Origin of the sequence: Nocardia sp. NRRL S-836, assembly GCF_001279525.1 — a bacterium.
GTDB lineage: Bacteria > Actinomycetota > Actinomycetes > Mycobacteriales > Pseudonocardiaceae > Lentzea.
On the sequence record NZ_LGDY01000014.1, the window covers coordinates 153,919 to 167,367 of the forward strand.

General features: G+C 71.0%; 16 protein-coding genes. 8 read left to right on the forward strand and 8 right to left on the reverse strand.

Annotated features, from left to right (window positions below):
• Positions 1-14: 14 nt before the first annotated feature.
• From ADL03_RS04805 to ADL03_RS04815, 3 genes are all read left to right on the forward strand, one after another.
• On the forward strand, positions 15-353 hold the full coding sequence (locus ADL03_RS04805; RefSeq protein WP_053732135.1) for a DUF952 domain-containing protein: 339 nt from the start codon (positions 15-17) through the stop codon (positions 351-353).
• A gap of 136 nt (positions 354-489) precedes the next feature.
• Positions 490-960, forward strand: coding sequence for a SigE family RNA polymerase sigma factor (locus ADL03_RS04810; protein WP_197288082.1), 471 nt, complete (start codon positions 490-492; stop codon positions 958-960).
• A 2-nt stretch (positions 961-962) separates the two neighbouring features.
• A complete protein-coding gene (locus tag ADL03_RS04815) occupies positions 963-1,760 on the forward strand; it encodes a hypothetical protein (RefSeq protein ID WP_053732136.1) in 798 nt (265 codons plus the stop codon).
• 157 nt (positions 1,761-1,917) lie between these two features.
• On the opposite strand, the gene ADL03_RS04820 is transcribed toward ADL03_RS04815, so the two are convergent.
• From ADL03_RS04820 to ADL03_RS04835, 4 genes are all read right to left on the reverse strand, one after another.
• On the reverse strand, positions 1,918-2,478 hold the full coding sequence (locus tag ADL03_RS04820; RefSeq protein WP_053732137.1) for a ferritin: 561 nt from the start codon (positions 2,476-2,478) through the stop codon (positions 1,918-1,920).
• Positions 2,479-2,577: 99 nt separating this feature from the next.
• The gene (locus tag ADL03_RS04825; protein WP_082372891.1) at positions 2,578-3,765 is read right to left on the reverse strand and encodes an arginine deiminase; all 1,188 of its coding nucleotides are present in this window, start codon (positions 3,763-3,765) and stop codon (positions 2,578-2,580) included.
• Between the two features lie 180 nt (positions 3,766-3,945).
• The gene (locus tag ADL03_RS04830) at positions 3,946-4,707 is read right to left on the reverse strand and encodes a CPBP family intramembrane glutamic endopeptidase (protein WP_053732139.1); all 762 of its coding nucleotides are present in this window, start codon (positions 4,705-4,707) and stop codon (positions 3,946-3,948) included.
• Positions 4,708-4,717: 10 nt separating this feature from the next.
• Complete coding sequence (locus ADL03_RS04835; protein WP_053732140.1) at positions 4,718-5,482, reverse strand: DUF2470 domain-containing protein; 765 nt, start codon at positions 5,480-5,482, stop codon at positions 4,718-4,720.
• Positions 5,483-5,560: 78 nt separating this feature from the next.
• On the opposite strand from ADL03_RS04835, the gene ADL03_RS04840 reads away from it, so the two are divergent.
• Complete coding sequence (locus tag ADL03_RS04840; RefSeq protein ID WP_197288083.1) at positions 5,561-6,025, forward strand: hypothetical protein; 465 nt, start codon at positions 5,561-5,563, stop codon at positions 6,023-6,025.
• Complete coding sequence (locus tag ADL03_RS04845) at positions 6,022-6,471, forward strand: hypothetical protein (protein WP_053732141.1); 450 nt, start codon at positions 6,022-6,024, stop codon at positions 6,469-6,471. Before ADL03_RS04840 ends, ADL03_RS04845 begins: the two co-directional genes overlap by 4 nt.
• Positions 6,472-6,475: 4 nt before the next feature.
• On the opposite strand, the gene ADL03_RS04850 is transcribed toward ADL03_RS04845, so the two are convergent.
• From ADL03_RS04850 to ADL03_RS04865, 4 genes are read right to left on the reverse strand one after another with little or no spacing between them, the layout of a single operon-like run.
• Positions 6,476-7,618, reverse strand: a complete 1,143-nt coding sequence (locus ADL03_RS04850; RefSeq protein WP_053732142.1) for a VWA domain-containing protein — start codon at positions 7,616-7,618, stop codon at positions 6,476-6,478.
• Positions 7,615-8,247: an IclR family transcriptional regulator gene (locus tag ADL03_RS04855; protein ID WP_053732143.1), complete on the reverse strand. Its 633-nt coding sequence runs from the start codon at positions 8,245-8,247 to the stop codon at positions 7,615-7,617. Before ADL03_RS04855 ends, ADL03_RS04850 begins: the two co-directional genes overlap by 4 nt.
• Positions 8,247-9,410 carry a fumarylacetoacetate hydrolase family protein gene (locus tag ADL03_RS04860; RefSeq protein ID WP_053732144.1) on the reverse strand — a complete coding sequence of 388 codons (1,164 nt, stop codon included), beginning with the start codon at positions 9,408-9,410 and terminating at the stop codon, positions 8,247-8,249. Before ADL03_RS04860 ends, ADL03_RS04855 begins: the two co-directional genes overlap by 1 nt.
• A complete protein-coding gene (locus ADL03_RS04865) occupies positions 9,407-10,165 on the reverse strand; it encodes a hypothetical protein (RefSeq protein WP_053732145.1) in 759 nt (252 codons plus the stop codon). Before ADL03_RS04865 ends, ADL03_RS04860 begins: the two co-directional genes overlap by 4 nt.
• Positions 10,166-10,340: 175 nt before the next feature.
• On the opposite strand from ADL03_RS04865, the gene ADL03_RS04870 reads away from it, so the two are divergent.
• From ADL03_RS04870 to ADL03_RS04880, 3 genes are all read left to right on the forward strand, one after another.
• The gene (locus tag ADL03_RS04870) at positions 10,341-11,513 is read left to right on the forward strand and encodes a homogentisate 1,2-dioxygenase (protein WP_053732146.1); all 1,173 of its coding nucleotides are present in this window, start codon (positions 10,341-10,343) and stop codon (positions 11,511-11,513) included.
• 34 nt (positions 11,514-11,547) lie between these two features.
• Positions 11,548-12,711 (forward strand): SWIM zinc finger family protein, encoded by a 1,164-nt coding sequence (locus ADL03_RS04875; RefSeq protein ID WP_053732147.1) that lies wholly within the window; start codon positions 11,548-11,550, stop codon positions 12,709-12,711.
• Positions 12,708-13,449, forward strand: a 742-nt coding sequence (locus ADL03_RS04880) for a DUF5691 domain-containing protein (protein WP_231641514.1), incomplete at its 3' end; no start/stop codon positions are given. The genes ADL03_RS04875 and ADL03_RS04880, both read left to right, overlap by 4 nt.

A 13,449-nucleotide genomic window follows, 5' to 3' on the forward strand; every position in this document is an offset into this window, starting at 1 on the left:
GGAGCTGTGGATAAGTGCTGCTGCACATCATCTCGACCGCCGACTGGGCCGCCGCCCGGTCGGCGGGTTCGATCGCGCCCGCCGCCGGCGAGGAGTTCGTGCACTGCTCCGACCGGGGCGTCGTGCACGTGACGGCGGGCAAGTTCTTCCACGGCCGCGACGGGCTGCTGCTGCTCGTCGTCGATCCCGGGCGGCTCGACGTGCCGGTGCGCTGGGAAGCCGTGCCGGACTCGCCGCTGTGGTTTCCGCACGTCTACGGCCCGATCCCGGTTGACGCCGTGGTGGAGGTCCACGACTTCCCGTGCTCGCCGGACGGTTCGTTCGTCCTGCCGGAGCCTGTTGCCGTTCTGTGATGTAGTGGTGGCAACCGGTTGCCACGCACGGACGTGATTTCCCCGAAGTCAGGTTGCCAGGGGGAGAGGACGTGCCGTGACCGCGGTGCTGCAACTTGAGTGGGCCGCGGCAAGCGGTGAGGGAAGAGCGGAAGCCGTGGGGGACTTCGCTGAGTTCGTCCGCATGTCCATGCCGGGCCTGCTGCGGTACGGGCACGCGCTGACGGGCAACCCGCACGACGCGGCGGACCTGGTGCAGTCGGTCCTGGAGAAGGTCGGCTCACGCTGGTCCGCCGTGCTGCGCAAGGGGGACGACCCGCTCGCGTACGTGCGCAGGGCGATGGCGAACACGCACATCAGCGTGTGGCGCCGGCGTCGGCGCGAGAACCTCGTGGCCGACTTCCCGGACACGCCGGTCATGTCGGACCTGAGCCGGCTCGAACACGAGCCGCTCTGGCAGGCCCTGCGCGACCTGCCGCCACGGCAGCGCGCCGTCATCGTCCTGCGCTACTACGAGAACCTCAGCGAGGCCGAGATCGCGCACGCGCTGGGCATCTCCTGCGGCACCGTGAAGAGCCAGGCCAGCAAGGCGATGGCGAGCCTGCGGACACGCTTGGAAAGGGACTGACCGTGAACATCGAGGACGAGCTGCGCCAGCTCTTCAAGGACGACGAACGCCTCGATCTGCACGTGTCGTCCCGGGCGGAGGAGACGGTCGTGCGCGGTGCACAACGCCGGCGGCAACGACGCGGTGCCGCCGCTGGGGCGTTCGCACTGGTGGCACTGGTCGGCGCCGGGGTGGGTCTGGTCCAGCTGCGCCACTACACCCTGAACACCGACCTGGCCGGGCCGTCGCTGTCGACCTCCGCGCCGTCCACGTCGACGCCACCGCCGTCGACCACGGTCATCACCGAGACCGTCACCGTGTCGCTGGACCCGCCGCCCACCGGCGGCACCGACACCGGGGGCGGCAACAACACCGGCAGCACCAAGAAGTCCACCGGCACCACGCCACCACCGCGCGCACCGGAGGCCGCGGCGCCGGTCTACAACAAGCTGACCCTCGCGATGACCGAGGCCGACGCGCTGAAGACGGGCATGCTGGTCGAGGGCCAGTTCCAGGCCGGCGAGGTGTGCAAGAACTACGCCATGACGTCGGTGAGCGACCCGAGGGCCGTGGTCATCTCGGCGGCCAAGGGCATCGTCCGGATCACGTTGCCCGAGTACGCGAAGACGTCGAGGAGCATCGGCACCGGGACGAAGGTCAGCGACGTCAAGGCCGCTTATCCGACCGCCGTGCAGAACGGGTCGGAGGTCACCGTGCAGATGAACACGGCACCGAAGTGGTTCTACGTCTTCGAGACCGACGGCACCACGGTGAAAACCGTGCGCATGCGCCTGGCCGACAGCGACTGCCCGTCCGCCTGAGCTGACGCACTTCGCCGACACCGGCGAGGTCCTCGTCATCAGGCTTTCCGCCAACACCGTCGAGTGCCCGATGACCGCCCTCTGGAGGAACTGGAAAGGCCCGCCTCCCAAAAGGGCGGCGGGCCTTGAGCCAGGCACTCCGACGTGCGAAGGAAATTTACAGCGCGCCACCGGCGGCGGTCGGCGCATTGGGGTCCGCGCCCTCGTCGCCGACGCTTTCGCGGGTGAGGAACGTCTCCACGTAGAACATGTTGCCGTCCGCGCGGTCCATGATGGTCAGCAGCGTCTTCATCGAGGAGACCTCCTCGACCTGCTCCTTCAGGAACCACTGCAGGAACTGCTCGCCGATGTAGTCGCCCTCCTCGCGGGCGGCCTTGGCCAGCGCCACGATCTGGTCGGTGACCTGCTGCTCCTGGCGCAGCGCGAGGTCGACGAGGTCGCGCGGCGCCTTGAACTCGTTGATCGGCGTCTGCGTGCCGGGAATGACGACCGGGATGTCGTTGTCCATGAGGAACTGCACGATCATCATGGCGTGGTTGCGCTCTTCGAGGGCCTGCTTGTAGAAGTGCGCGGCCAGCCGCGGCAGGTCCTCGTTGTCGAACCACACGGCGAGCGCGATGTACTGCTGCGAGGCGGAGAACTCGTTGCCGACCTGGGCCTGCAGCAGCTCGTGGAACTTCGACTTCTTGGACAGAATCTTCTTCACGTTCGAGGCCATGGCGAGTACGTTAGCCCAGAACGATGACGAATGCATTCCAGGAAAAGCTAACCTTTGTTTGGCGAGGTAATCCAAACAAAGGTTAGGCGTTCCTAAGAATCACACCAACGGCGCGCGGTCGATCGGGCACGACATGCACCGGGGACCGCCGCGGCCGGAACCGAGCTCGGAACCGGCGATGCGCAGCACCTCGACGCCGGCGTCCTCCAAGCGCGCGTTCGTCTCCACGTTGCGCTCGTAGGCGACGACCAGGCCGGGGCCGACCGCGAGCGTGTTGTTGCCGTCGTCCCACTGCTCGCGCTCCGCGGTGACCACGTCCAGGCCCGTGTCGATCACGCGCAGGCGTTCGATGCCCATGGCCTCGGCCGCCGCCTCCAGGAACGGCACCGGGCCGTCCACGCGCACGCCGCCGTCACCGTCGGAGCGCAACGGGTACGCGGTGAGCGTGTGGCGGATCGCCGGGTACATCACCACGGCGTCGCGGTCGACCATCGTGCAGACGGTGTCGAGGTGCATCGTGGCGCGTTCCTGCTCGATCGGCACCGCCAGCACCGTGTGTGCGAGACCGTCCGCGAGCGCGGAGCGGGCGAACGACTCCGCACCGGCCGGTGTGGTGCGCTCGCCGACACCGATGGCGATCACGCCGGGCGCGAGCAGCAGGACGTCGCCGCCCTCCAGCGGGGCCGAGTGGGCGCCGTACGCGCGGCCCGTGCGGCGGAACCGCGGGTGGTAGGCGTAGATCAGGTCCGTGAGCGTCGTCTCGCGGTCGCGGGCGGGCAGTGCGAGCGACGTGATGGCCACCCGGTCGCCGACCCACACCGACGAGTCGCGGGTGAAGAGCAGGTTCGGCAGCGGGTCGACGGCGAAGTCGATCGGCAGGTGCATCTTGCGCACCAGCGACGCGCCCTCGGCCGCGGGCAGCTCCTCGAACGTCATGCCGGTCATCAGCACCTGCGCCAGCTGCGGGGCCGGCAGCGAGCTGAGGTGGCTGCGCAGCGCGTCGGCCAGGTCGATGCCGAGCCGGCGCTCGTTGACCGCGCTGTGGATGCCCGCGATGCGCGCGCGGCTGTCCTCCAGCGCCTGCACCAGGACGTCCGACAGCAGCAGCACCTCGACACCGCGGGCGGTCAGCGTCGCGGCGAACGCGTCGTGCTCCTCCTGGGCCCTGCCGACCCACGGCACGCCGTCGAACAGCAGCTGGTCGTTGTTGCGCGGGGTGAGCCTCTTGAGCTCGTTGCCCGGCCGGTGCAGCAGCACCGTGCGCAGCGGGCCGACCTCGCTGTCCACGCGCGGCGCGGCGTCCGGAAGTGCTTCGGTCTCAGCGATCGTGTGCGCAGTCACCGGACGAGCGTAACCCTGAACAGTGCAAATCGTCGCCGCAGAGGCCTCAAGTTGACTGAAATCGCATCGAACGCCCTTTCGAAGCGTCGATTCGTTAATCCGAACCGGGGATCGACCGCCTGTTCGTTACGGCAGCCAGCTGACCTTCCCGCGCAACAGCGTGTAACCGACGAACGCCACCACGTCCAGGATGGTGTGTGCGAGCACCAACGGCCACAGACGCCTCGTCCGCTGCCAGTAGAAGCCGAACACCAGACCCATCACGAGGTTGCCGACGAACCCGCCGAAGCCCTGGTAGAGGTGGTACGACCCGCGCAGCACGGCCGCCGCGAACAACGCCGTGTACCGCCGCCACCCCAGCTGCTCCAGCCGCGTGATCAGGTACCCGACGACGAGCACCTCCTCCGCCCACGCGTTGCCGGCGGCGGCGAGGACCAGCGCGACGCTCATCCACCACTGGTTGTCCAGGGTGGACGGTTGCACGGCGAGGTTCAGCCCGAGCCCCCACGCGGCGAAGTAGAACGCGAGCCCCGGGATGCCGATGATCGCCGCCAGCCCCAGCGCGCCGAGGGAGTCCGCGAGCTTGCGGGTGCCGTCGAGCCCGATCACCCGCAGCTTGATGCCGGTGCGCCACAACAGGTACAGCCCGATCCCGCCCCACGCTGCCAGCTGCAGCACGCTCAGCAGCTGCGCCACCAGGTCGAGCAGGTCGGCGCGCGCCTGCGGGACGTTGATCGCGACCGACTGCTGGTTCAGCGGCGTCGGCTGCAACAGGCTGTCGACCAGCCGCACCAGGCTGCGCAGGCCGGAGAGCCCGAGCGTCATGCTGAAGACGATCAGCAGTTCGAGCCGGTAACCGCGCTTCTCGTCAGCGGGGATCAAGGTCACCCGTGTGACGCTACCTCTGCTGCAGGAACGGGCAGCCCATCAACCTGCGCAGCTCGCCCGCGAGCTCCGCGGAGGTGCTGACCGGCCTGGAGAACGCGATCCGCACGTCGTGGTCGTCGCACTCGGCCTCGACCCGCAGCCGCAGCCCGAACCGGTCGAGCCCGAGCGGCCGCACCCGGCCGCCGCGCAGCTCCTCCGGCAGGTGCCTGGCGAGCTGGCCGACGACGTCGCGGTGCGCGGCCTCCAGGTGCCGCAGCCAGTGGTCCTCGTTGCGGCAGAACGGGTCCGGCTCCGCGCTCGTGAACTGCTCCGGCCGGATCGACGAGGTGCCCTCGGCGTCGGCGATCACCAGCGAGGCCGGCGTGAGCCGCAGCACCGCGGCGCCGTGGCCCGCGTCCAGCAGCCGGTGGTCGGGCCGCACGTCGGCGACGGCGAGGACCTCGTCACGCGCCTCCTGCCCGTCGAGCGCCGTGACCCAGCCGGTCAGCCACAGCAGACCGCGGACCGGCTCGCGCAACGCCACCGGCGCCTGGTCGGCGATCTCCAGCATCGCCGTCACCTCGGTGCGCGGGGCCTGCCACAGCTGCCCGACCAGCGGGTGCTCGTCGGGCAGCAGCATGATCGCGGTGCCGCACGGGTGCACGTGGTGGAACAACGGGCTGGTGCGCGTTCCCGCCTGGGGGAGCAGTGCCGCGGTGCCGCCACGAGCCGCGATCGTGCGCGCGCGTTCGGCGGCGTGCGGGGCCGGCGGGCGCCTCGTCTGGGTGTCGGTCACCGCTGCACCTCCTGCTGGGTTAGGCAAGCCTAACTTAGCCGTGCTGATCCTGGGAAGCGTCACCTGTACGGTGGACATGTGGTCGTGCCCAACAAGCCGTCCACCGAGGTGACGGCGCTCGATGACCAGTGGACCCGGCACTGTGTCGACCGGGCGAGCCGCCGTGCCCTGGTGTGGACCGTCGTCGCAGGTACGGCCTTCGTCCTCCAGTTCGTCCTGGTGCTCGCGTGGTCGTGGTCGTCACCGGTCGCGCTGCTCCTGCTCTTCTTCGCCGCGGCCGTGCTCTGGCGGGTGACACGGCGCAGGCCCGTGCGTTTACCCGAGGGCGAACCGTGGCATTTCGCTCGTGCGGAGTGGGAAGGAGGGCGTCTGGTCATGATGGGGTCGCCGCCTTTGTTGCTGACCGTGCACGTCGGTCCGTTCCTGCGCGGGCGCATCGCGCGGCACAAGCGCGTGTGGTTCGTGCCGCCGGACGCGTCCGGGAACACCGTCGTGACGTTCCGAGGGGTCCCACAGCTCATTCCGGCACGCGTGCACAGATGATCGGGACCTGGAGCGACACCTGCCTGGCACGGGCCGACCGCCGTGCGGTGGGGCACATCCTGTTCGCGATCGCGGTCTTCTGTCTCGTGCTGTGGATCGACTGGATCTGGCTCACCGTGCTGTCCGTGCCGGTCGTGCTGGAGTTCGCCGTACCCGGTCTGCGGCACTTCTTCCAGCGCCGCGGCACCCGCCAGCTGATCGAGCGCTTCCCGTGGCGGCAGGTCGGGGTGCGGTTCGTGCCCGGCAAGCGCATCGGGCGCCAGGCCTACCTGCGCGTCGACGACTCGGAGAACGACATGCGGCTGCCGGAGATGCCCGAACGCGCCCGCGTCCTGGTCCGGCACACCGGGCGGATCTGGGTGGCCGGGCCGGACGAGCGCGGGCGCCTGGTGGCGATGACGCGCGGGCTCGCGTTCCTGGTCCGCGGCCGGGTCGTGGAACGCTAGCGGGCTAACGACCCGTCGCGATGCCCTCGGACTCGGCCCACTGCGTGAGGTCGTCCTTGCGCAGCGCCGCCGCCAGCAGCTCGGGGAACCTGTCCGGCGTGCAGGCGAACGCGGGCGCGCCCAGCGCCGACAGCTTCGCCGCGAGGTCGTGGTCGTAGGCGGGGGTGCCGCTGTCGCTCAACGCCAGCAGGCTGACGACCGTGACACCGCTCGCGACCAGCTCGCGGACCCGCCGTTGCAGCTCGGACTCCGAACCGCCCTCGTACAGGTCGCTGATGATCACGACGACCGTGTCCGTCGGCCTGCGGACCTGCGCCTGCGCGTAGGCCACCGCGCGGTTGATGTCGGTGCCGCCGCCCAGCTGCGCGCTGAACAGCAGGTCCACCGGGTCGCTGAGCAGGTCGGTCAGGTCGGCGACCTCGGTGTCGAACACGACGAGCCGCGTCGAGATCGAGCGGATCGACGCGAGCGCGGAACCGAGGACGGCGGCGTGCACCAGCGAGTCGGCCATCGAGCCGGACTGGTCGACCAGCAGGATGACGTCCCGCATCGCCGCGGCCCGGCTGCGCCTGCGGTGCCCGATCAGGTCCTCGACGATCACGGTCCTGTGCTGCGGCTGGTAGTTCTTGAGGTTCGCCTTGATCGTGGTCGCCCAGTCGACGTCCGGCAGCTGCGGGCGGCGCGTGCGCCTCGACCGGTCCACCGCGCCGCGCACGGCCTCGACCAGCCGGTCGGTGAGCCGGCGTTCGATGTCCTCGACCACCTTGCGCACCACGGCTTTCGCGGTGTCACGGGTGCGTGCGGGGATGGCGCGGGACAGCTGCAGCAGGGTGCTGACGAGGTGCACGTCCGGTTCGACGGACTCGAGCAGCTCCGGTTCGAGCAGCAGCTGCCGCAGGCCGAGCTTCTCGACCGCGTCCCGTTGCATCACCTGGACGACCGAGGTGGGGAAGTACCGGCGGACGTCGCCGAGCCAGCGGTGCAGCTGCGGAGAGCTCGCGCCGAGACCGGCACCGCGTTCGCTCCCGCCGCCGTAGAGGCCGGTCAGCGCGCCGTCGCGGCGTTCGTCGTCGCCGTCGAGCTGCGCCACGTCCTCCGCGCTCGGTCCCAGCAGGAGCCGCCAGCGCCGCAGCCGGTCGTCGGTCATCTGAGCGCGGCCGCCACTTCTTCGGCGGCACGCACGACGTGAGGGCCGACAACGTCCGCGTCGAGCTTCTCCAGCGCCACGACCCCGACGGACGCCCGCAGGCCCGGTATGCCACGCACGGGCGCCGCGACGCCGTACGCGTTCGGCTGGAGCTCACCGGCCGAGACCACCCAGCCCTCGACCGGCTGCGAGATCGCCTTGCCGGCCGCCCCGCGGTGCACCGGGTGGCGCGATCCCACCCGGTACGCCACGTGGAAAGCGGTCCACGACGGTTCGACGACGGCCACGGCCTGCGCCTCGGTGCCGTCGGCGACGGTCAGGTGCGCGGTGGCGCCGACCTTCTCCGCGAGCTCGCGCAGTGCCGGGTTCGCCGCCATCCGCAGCTGCGGCAGGACGTTCGAGGCGAGCCTCAGCACGCCCAGGCCCAGCCGGACCTTGGAACCCTCCCTGCGCACCAGCCCGCGCGCCTGCAGTGGCACCAGGAGCCGGTAGACGGCGGCCCTGGAGGCACCGATGGCGGTGGCGAGCTCGGAGATCGAAGGAGCCTCCGACTCCGCCTCGGCGACAGCCTGGAGGAGCGCCAGACCCCGTTCCAGGGTCAGCGAGCTCTCCTTCGTCGCTCCGACCATCACGCACTCCGAACTGTGCCCACCACCTCGGCGAGACCCACCACCGAACCACCCTCACCGGGCGCCGTCGCGGTCAGCCTGACCGTGTCGCCGTCCTCCAGGAACGTCCGCGTGGAGCCGTCGTCGAGCTTGAACGGTTCCTTGCCGCCCCAGCTCAGTTCCAGGAACGAGCCGCGTTCGTCCTTCTCCGGTCCCGAGACCGTGCCGGAGGCGAACAGATCACCTGGGCGCACGGTAGCCCCGTTCACCGTCATGTGGGCGAGTTGTTGCACAAACGACCACGACATCTCGCGGAACGGCGGCCGCGCGACGATCGTGTCGTTCAGCTCGACCGTGATGGTGATGTCCAGGCCCCACGGCTGGTCGCAGGTCAGGTAGTCGTGCAGCTTGTTCGGCAGCGGCGGGGTCGGGACCCGTGCCACCGAGAACGCCTCCAGCGGCGTGATCCACGCGCCGATCGACGTGGCGAACGACTTGGCCAGGAACGGGCCCAGCGGCTGGTACTCCCAGGCCTGGATGTCGCGCGCCGACCAGTCGTTGACCAGCGCGACGCCGAAGACGTGCTCGGCGGCGCGGCTCGTGCTCACGTTCGCCGCCTGCGGGCCGCCGCAGACGAACCCGACCTCGGCCTCGATGTCGAGGCGCTCGGACGGGCCGAACTTGGGGCCGTCGCTGCCGCGCTTCTGGCCGTTCGGGCGTTTGATGTCCGTGCCGGAGACGTACACCGTGCCCGCGCGGCCGTGGTAGCCGATCGGCAGGTGCGTCCAGTTCGGCGTGAGCGGGTCGCCGTCGGGCCGGAACATCCGGCCGACGTTCTCCGCGTGGTGGCGCGAGCTGTAGAAGTCCACGTAGTCGCCGACCGTGAACGGCAGCTTCGCCGTCTCGATGCCCGTGAGCTCGGCGCCACGGGGTGCGGACGGCGCCGTGACGATCTCGCGCAGCTTGGCCCGCAGCGCGCTCCAGGCCGGACGACCGGCCCGCAGCAACGGGTCCAGCGAGTCGCCCTGGACGAGCTCGCTGCACTTGCCCAGCGCGAGCGTCTTCAGCAGCAGCGCCCGGTCGCCCACGCGCACGGCGACACCGTCGGCCACCACGCCGTAGGGCAGGGTCTGCGGGCCGAACGGCTGGTCCTCGGTGAAGTTCGGATCGCTGATCCAGCTCACAGCAGCCCCAGCTCCTCGAGGTCGGCGACCGGCTCGGCGAGCGAGCACGAGCCGTAGCTCGCGAAGACACCGCGCACGGCGTGGGCCGCCTGGTCGCTCAGCGCCTTGGCCTCGGCGGTGAGCGCCTGGGCGTCGGTGCTCGCCAGCGCCTCGCGGACGTCGCGGCCGGACAGGCTGCGGGCCGTGGCGACGAGCAGGTTCAGGAAGCCGTGGTGGGTGAAGCCCTGCTCGTCGGTGTAGCGGACGGCCTTGTGCAGACCGGCGGTCGCCTTGAACGCGACCCCGCCACCGCTGACGACGGCCAGGAAGTCGGCGACCTCCTCGACGCTGGGGAAGTTCTCCTGGGAGAGACCGCCGCAGCGCAGCTTGGGCCAGCTGCCGTGCTCGATGACCCTGCGGACGCCGTCGAGCCACTCGGCCCCGCCGCGGCGCGGTTCCACGACGCGGATGACGTCCTCGGGCACGAACTCGGAGACGCGCTCCAGCCACACCTCGTCCACATCGGACGGTGCGGGCATCTCCACCATCCGCAACGCCAGCAGCTCGCTTCTGCTCTCGACGATCGACACGGCCTTCGGCACGCCGCCGAGGCCGGTGTCGATCACGAGGCTCAGCGCGATCGGTTTCGGTGGCTTGACCTTGATCAGCTCGGTGATCAACTCGGCGAGACGGGACGCCGGGCACAGGAAAAGACCCATGACACCGGACCACTCGCCGACTCGTCCGTCGAGGTGGCCGCGCACCGCGTCGGGCATCGACGCGCTCCCCGGAGGGAAGAGCGCGGCATCGTCCACAAGCCTCGCGAGCAGGGGCGGGGTACCGCGCGGACCGGGCGCACGGAGTTCGACAGCGCTTGACACGGCTGACACGCTAGCCGTGTACCGGCAACTGAACAAAGATGTCCGATAGTCGAACGCCTCCGGAGACGTCATGGCCTACTACCGCCAGGTGGGGGAGATCCCCCGAAAGCGCCACACCCAGTTCCGCAAACCGGACGGTGGCCTCTACGCGGAAGAGCTGATGGGAGTCGAGGGGTTCTCGGCCGACTCGGCCCTGCTCTACCACCGGTACCTGCCCACCGCGATCGTGAACGCGGAGACGGTGAAGGACGAGCGCGGGACCGTGGCGCCGAACCTGCCGCTGAAGCCGCGGCACTTCAAGACCGGTGACCTGACCTGGGCCTCCGACGAGGTCGACGCGGTGACCGGGCGGCGCCGGATGTTCCACAACCCGGACGTGACCATCGGTTTCGTCGTGGCGACCGTGCCGTCGCCGTTGTACCGCAACGCCTCCGGTGACGAGCTGCTGTACGTGCAGACCGGGTCGGGTGTCATCGAGACGATCTACGGGGCGCTGGAGGTGGGCGACGGCGACTACGTCGTGATCCCGACCTCGTGCACCTACCGGGTGGTGCCGTCGGCCCCGATGTCGTTGCTGGTGCTGGAGGCGACCGGGCACATCGGGCCGCCCAAGCGGTACCTGTCCAAGGCCGGCCAGTTCCTGGAGCACTCGCCCTACTGCGAGCGGGACATCCGCGGCCCCTCCGAGCCGTTGCTGGTCGAGGGCACCGACGTCGACGTCCTGGTCCGGCACCGCGCGGGGCTCACCCGGTTCACCTACGCGAACCACCCGTTCGACGTCGTCGGCTGGGACGGGCACCTGTACCCGTGGGCGTTCAACATCCGCGACTTCGAGCCGATCACCGGGCGCGTGCACCAGCCGCCGCCCGTGCACCAGACGTTCGAGGGACCGAACTTCGTGGTGTGCTCGTTCTGCCCGCGCAAGGTCGACTACCACCCGCTGGCCGTGCCGGTGCCGTACAACCACGCGAACGTCGACTCGGACGAGCTGATGTTCTACGTGGGCGGCAACTACGAGGCCCGCAAGGGATCGGGGATCGGCATCGGCTCGATGTCGCTGCACCCGTCCGGCTGCACGCACGGCCCGCAGCCCGGCGCGGTCGAGGCCTCCCTCGGCGCCGACTACTTCGACGAGACCGCGGTCATGGTGGACACGTTCCGGCCGCTGGAGCTCGGCGAGGCGGCCGACGCGTGCGAGGACCCGGGTTACGCGTGGACGTGGGCCCGGCGGGGTCCGGCCTGATTTTTTGTCGGGGGTCCTCGCTAGGTTTGGTCGGGTGAGGACACGTGCCGTTCCGCTGCGCTGGCAGGGCCTGGGCAAGGCCCTGCCGGTGCTGTGGGGGCTGTACACGGGTTCCGGGTCCATGCCGTACCGCGTGTGCGTCGACCTGGCGGCGGGGTCGGCGAAGTGCACCTGTCCGTCGCGGAAGTTCCCTTGCAAGCACGCGGTGGCGTTGCAGGAGCTCGACCTGCCGGACGGGTCGCCGCCGGCGTGGGTGCAGGAGTGGACCTCCCGCCGCGCCGCCCGTGAGCTGGACACCTCACCGGAGGCCGTCGCCCGGCGGGCCCGGTCGCGGGAGAAGACGGCGGCGAACCGTGCGGCGGCGATGTCGTCGGGGATCGACGGGCTGCGGGACTGGCTGCTGGACGTGGCCTCCGCGGGCGTGGCGTCGTTGCCGGGGCGGCCCGCCTCGTGGTGGCAGGCGTTCACCGCGCGGATGATCGACGCGCAGGTGCCCGGCGTGGCGGCGGCCGTCGCGGAGATCCAGGAGATCGTGGCCCGTTCCGGCCCGTCGTGGACCGCGGACGTGGCCGACCGGCTGGGCGGCCTGCACCTGCTGTGCTCCGTGCAGCCGCGGTCCCGTCTCGGCGTGACCGTGCCGGAGGAGTCGGTGCGTGCGTCGCCCGGAGTCTCCGACCGCTGGGTCGCCCTGCTGCGCCTCGAAACGGACGACGGCCGGGTCCGCACCGTCCGGCAGTGGTGCTGGGGCCGTCAGACGGGCCGCTGGGTGGTCGCAATCCGCCATTCCGCCGTGGGTGCCCCGGTTCCGTTGCTGCCGCACGGCATGGAGTCGTCGGCGCTCGTGCACCCGTATCCGGGTTCGGACCGGGTGGCGCTGGGGGAGCTGGCGGGCTCCCGCACGCCGGACCCGGTGCCCGCACCGAAGTCGTGGCGCGCCGCGCTGGCGTCGCTGGAGCCGATGCTGGTGGCCGACCCGTGGCAGCGCCTGTTCCCGCTCGGGTGCGCGTCGGTGCGCCTGTGCGGCACGCACCTGGTGGACGCGTCGGGTTCCGGCCTCCCGGTGCGCGACGACGGCGGCCTCGACCTGGCGCTGGCGCTGACCGGCGGCGCCCCGTTCGACTGCTGGGGCCTGTGGGACGGCCACTCGGTGCGGCTCGGCGCCGTCACCGCCGACGGCAGGCTGGAGGTCGTCGGATGAGGTCCGAGTGGTCAGAGACCGTGCAGAAGCTGCTGATCGGCACCGCACGCGGCGGCGGCGAACCCGCGGAGCTGCTCTCCTCCTGCGCCGTCCTCGGCGTGGCCGCCTTCGGCGCCACCCTCCCCTCGACCGTGTCCGCGGACCCGCTGCCCCCGGCCCCACCTGAACCCGCGTCCCTCCCACGCCCCGCCGCCCGCGCGGTGCTGGAAGCGATCATGAGCCTGGACGACGAGGTCCTCCTCACCGAGTGGTGCGCCCTGGCCAAGGCCAACCATGTGGTCGCCGACCCCCGCATGCTCCCCGGCCTGCTCGCGCTGGGCACCGCCCGCCCCGGCCTGCGCGCCGCCGTGGTCGAGGTCCTCGGCACCCGCGGCCGCTGGCTCGCCCAGACCCGCCCCGGCTGGTCCTGGGCCTCCGGCACCGCCCCGCTCGTGGACGAGATCCCCCTGTCCGAGGTCCTCGACCTCCCCAGCGCCCAACGCGTCCGCGCCCTGCGCCGCAAACGCAAAGCCGACCCGCTGTCCGTCGGCACCTTCATCGCCACCGAGTTCGCCACCTCCCGCCGCTCCACCGACCGCCAGGTCCTCATCAGCGCCCTGGAAACCGGCCTGAGCCCCGCCGACGAACCCCTCCTGGAACAGGCCCTGGACGACCGCGCCGCCCCGGTCCACGACGAGGCCCTCCGCCTCCTGCGCAAACTCCCGACCTCAGCCCTGGCCACCCGAGCCGCAACACGCC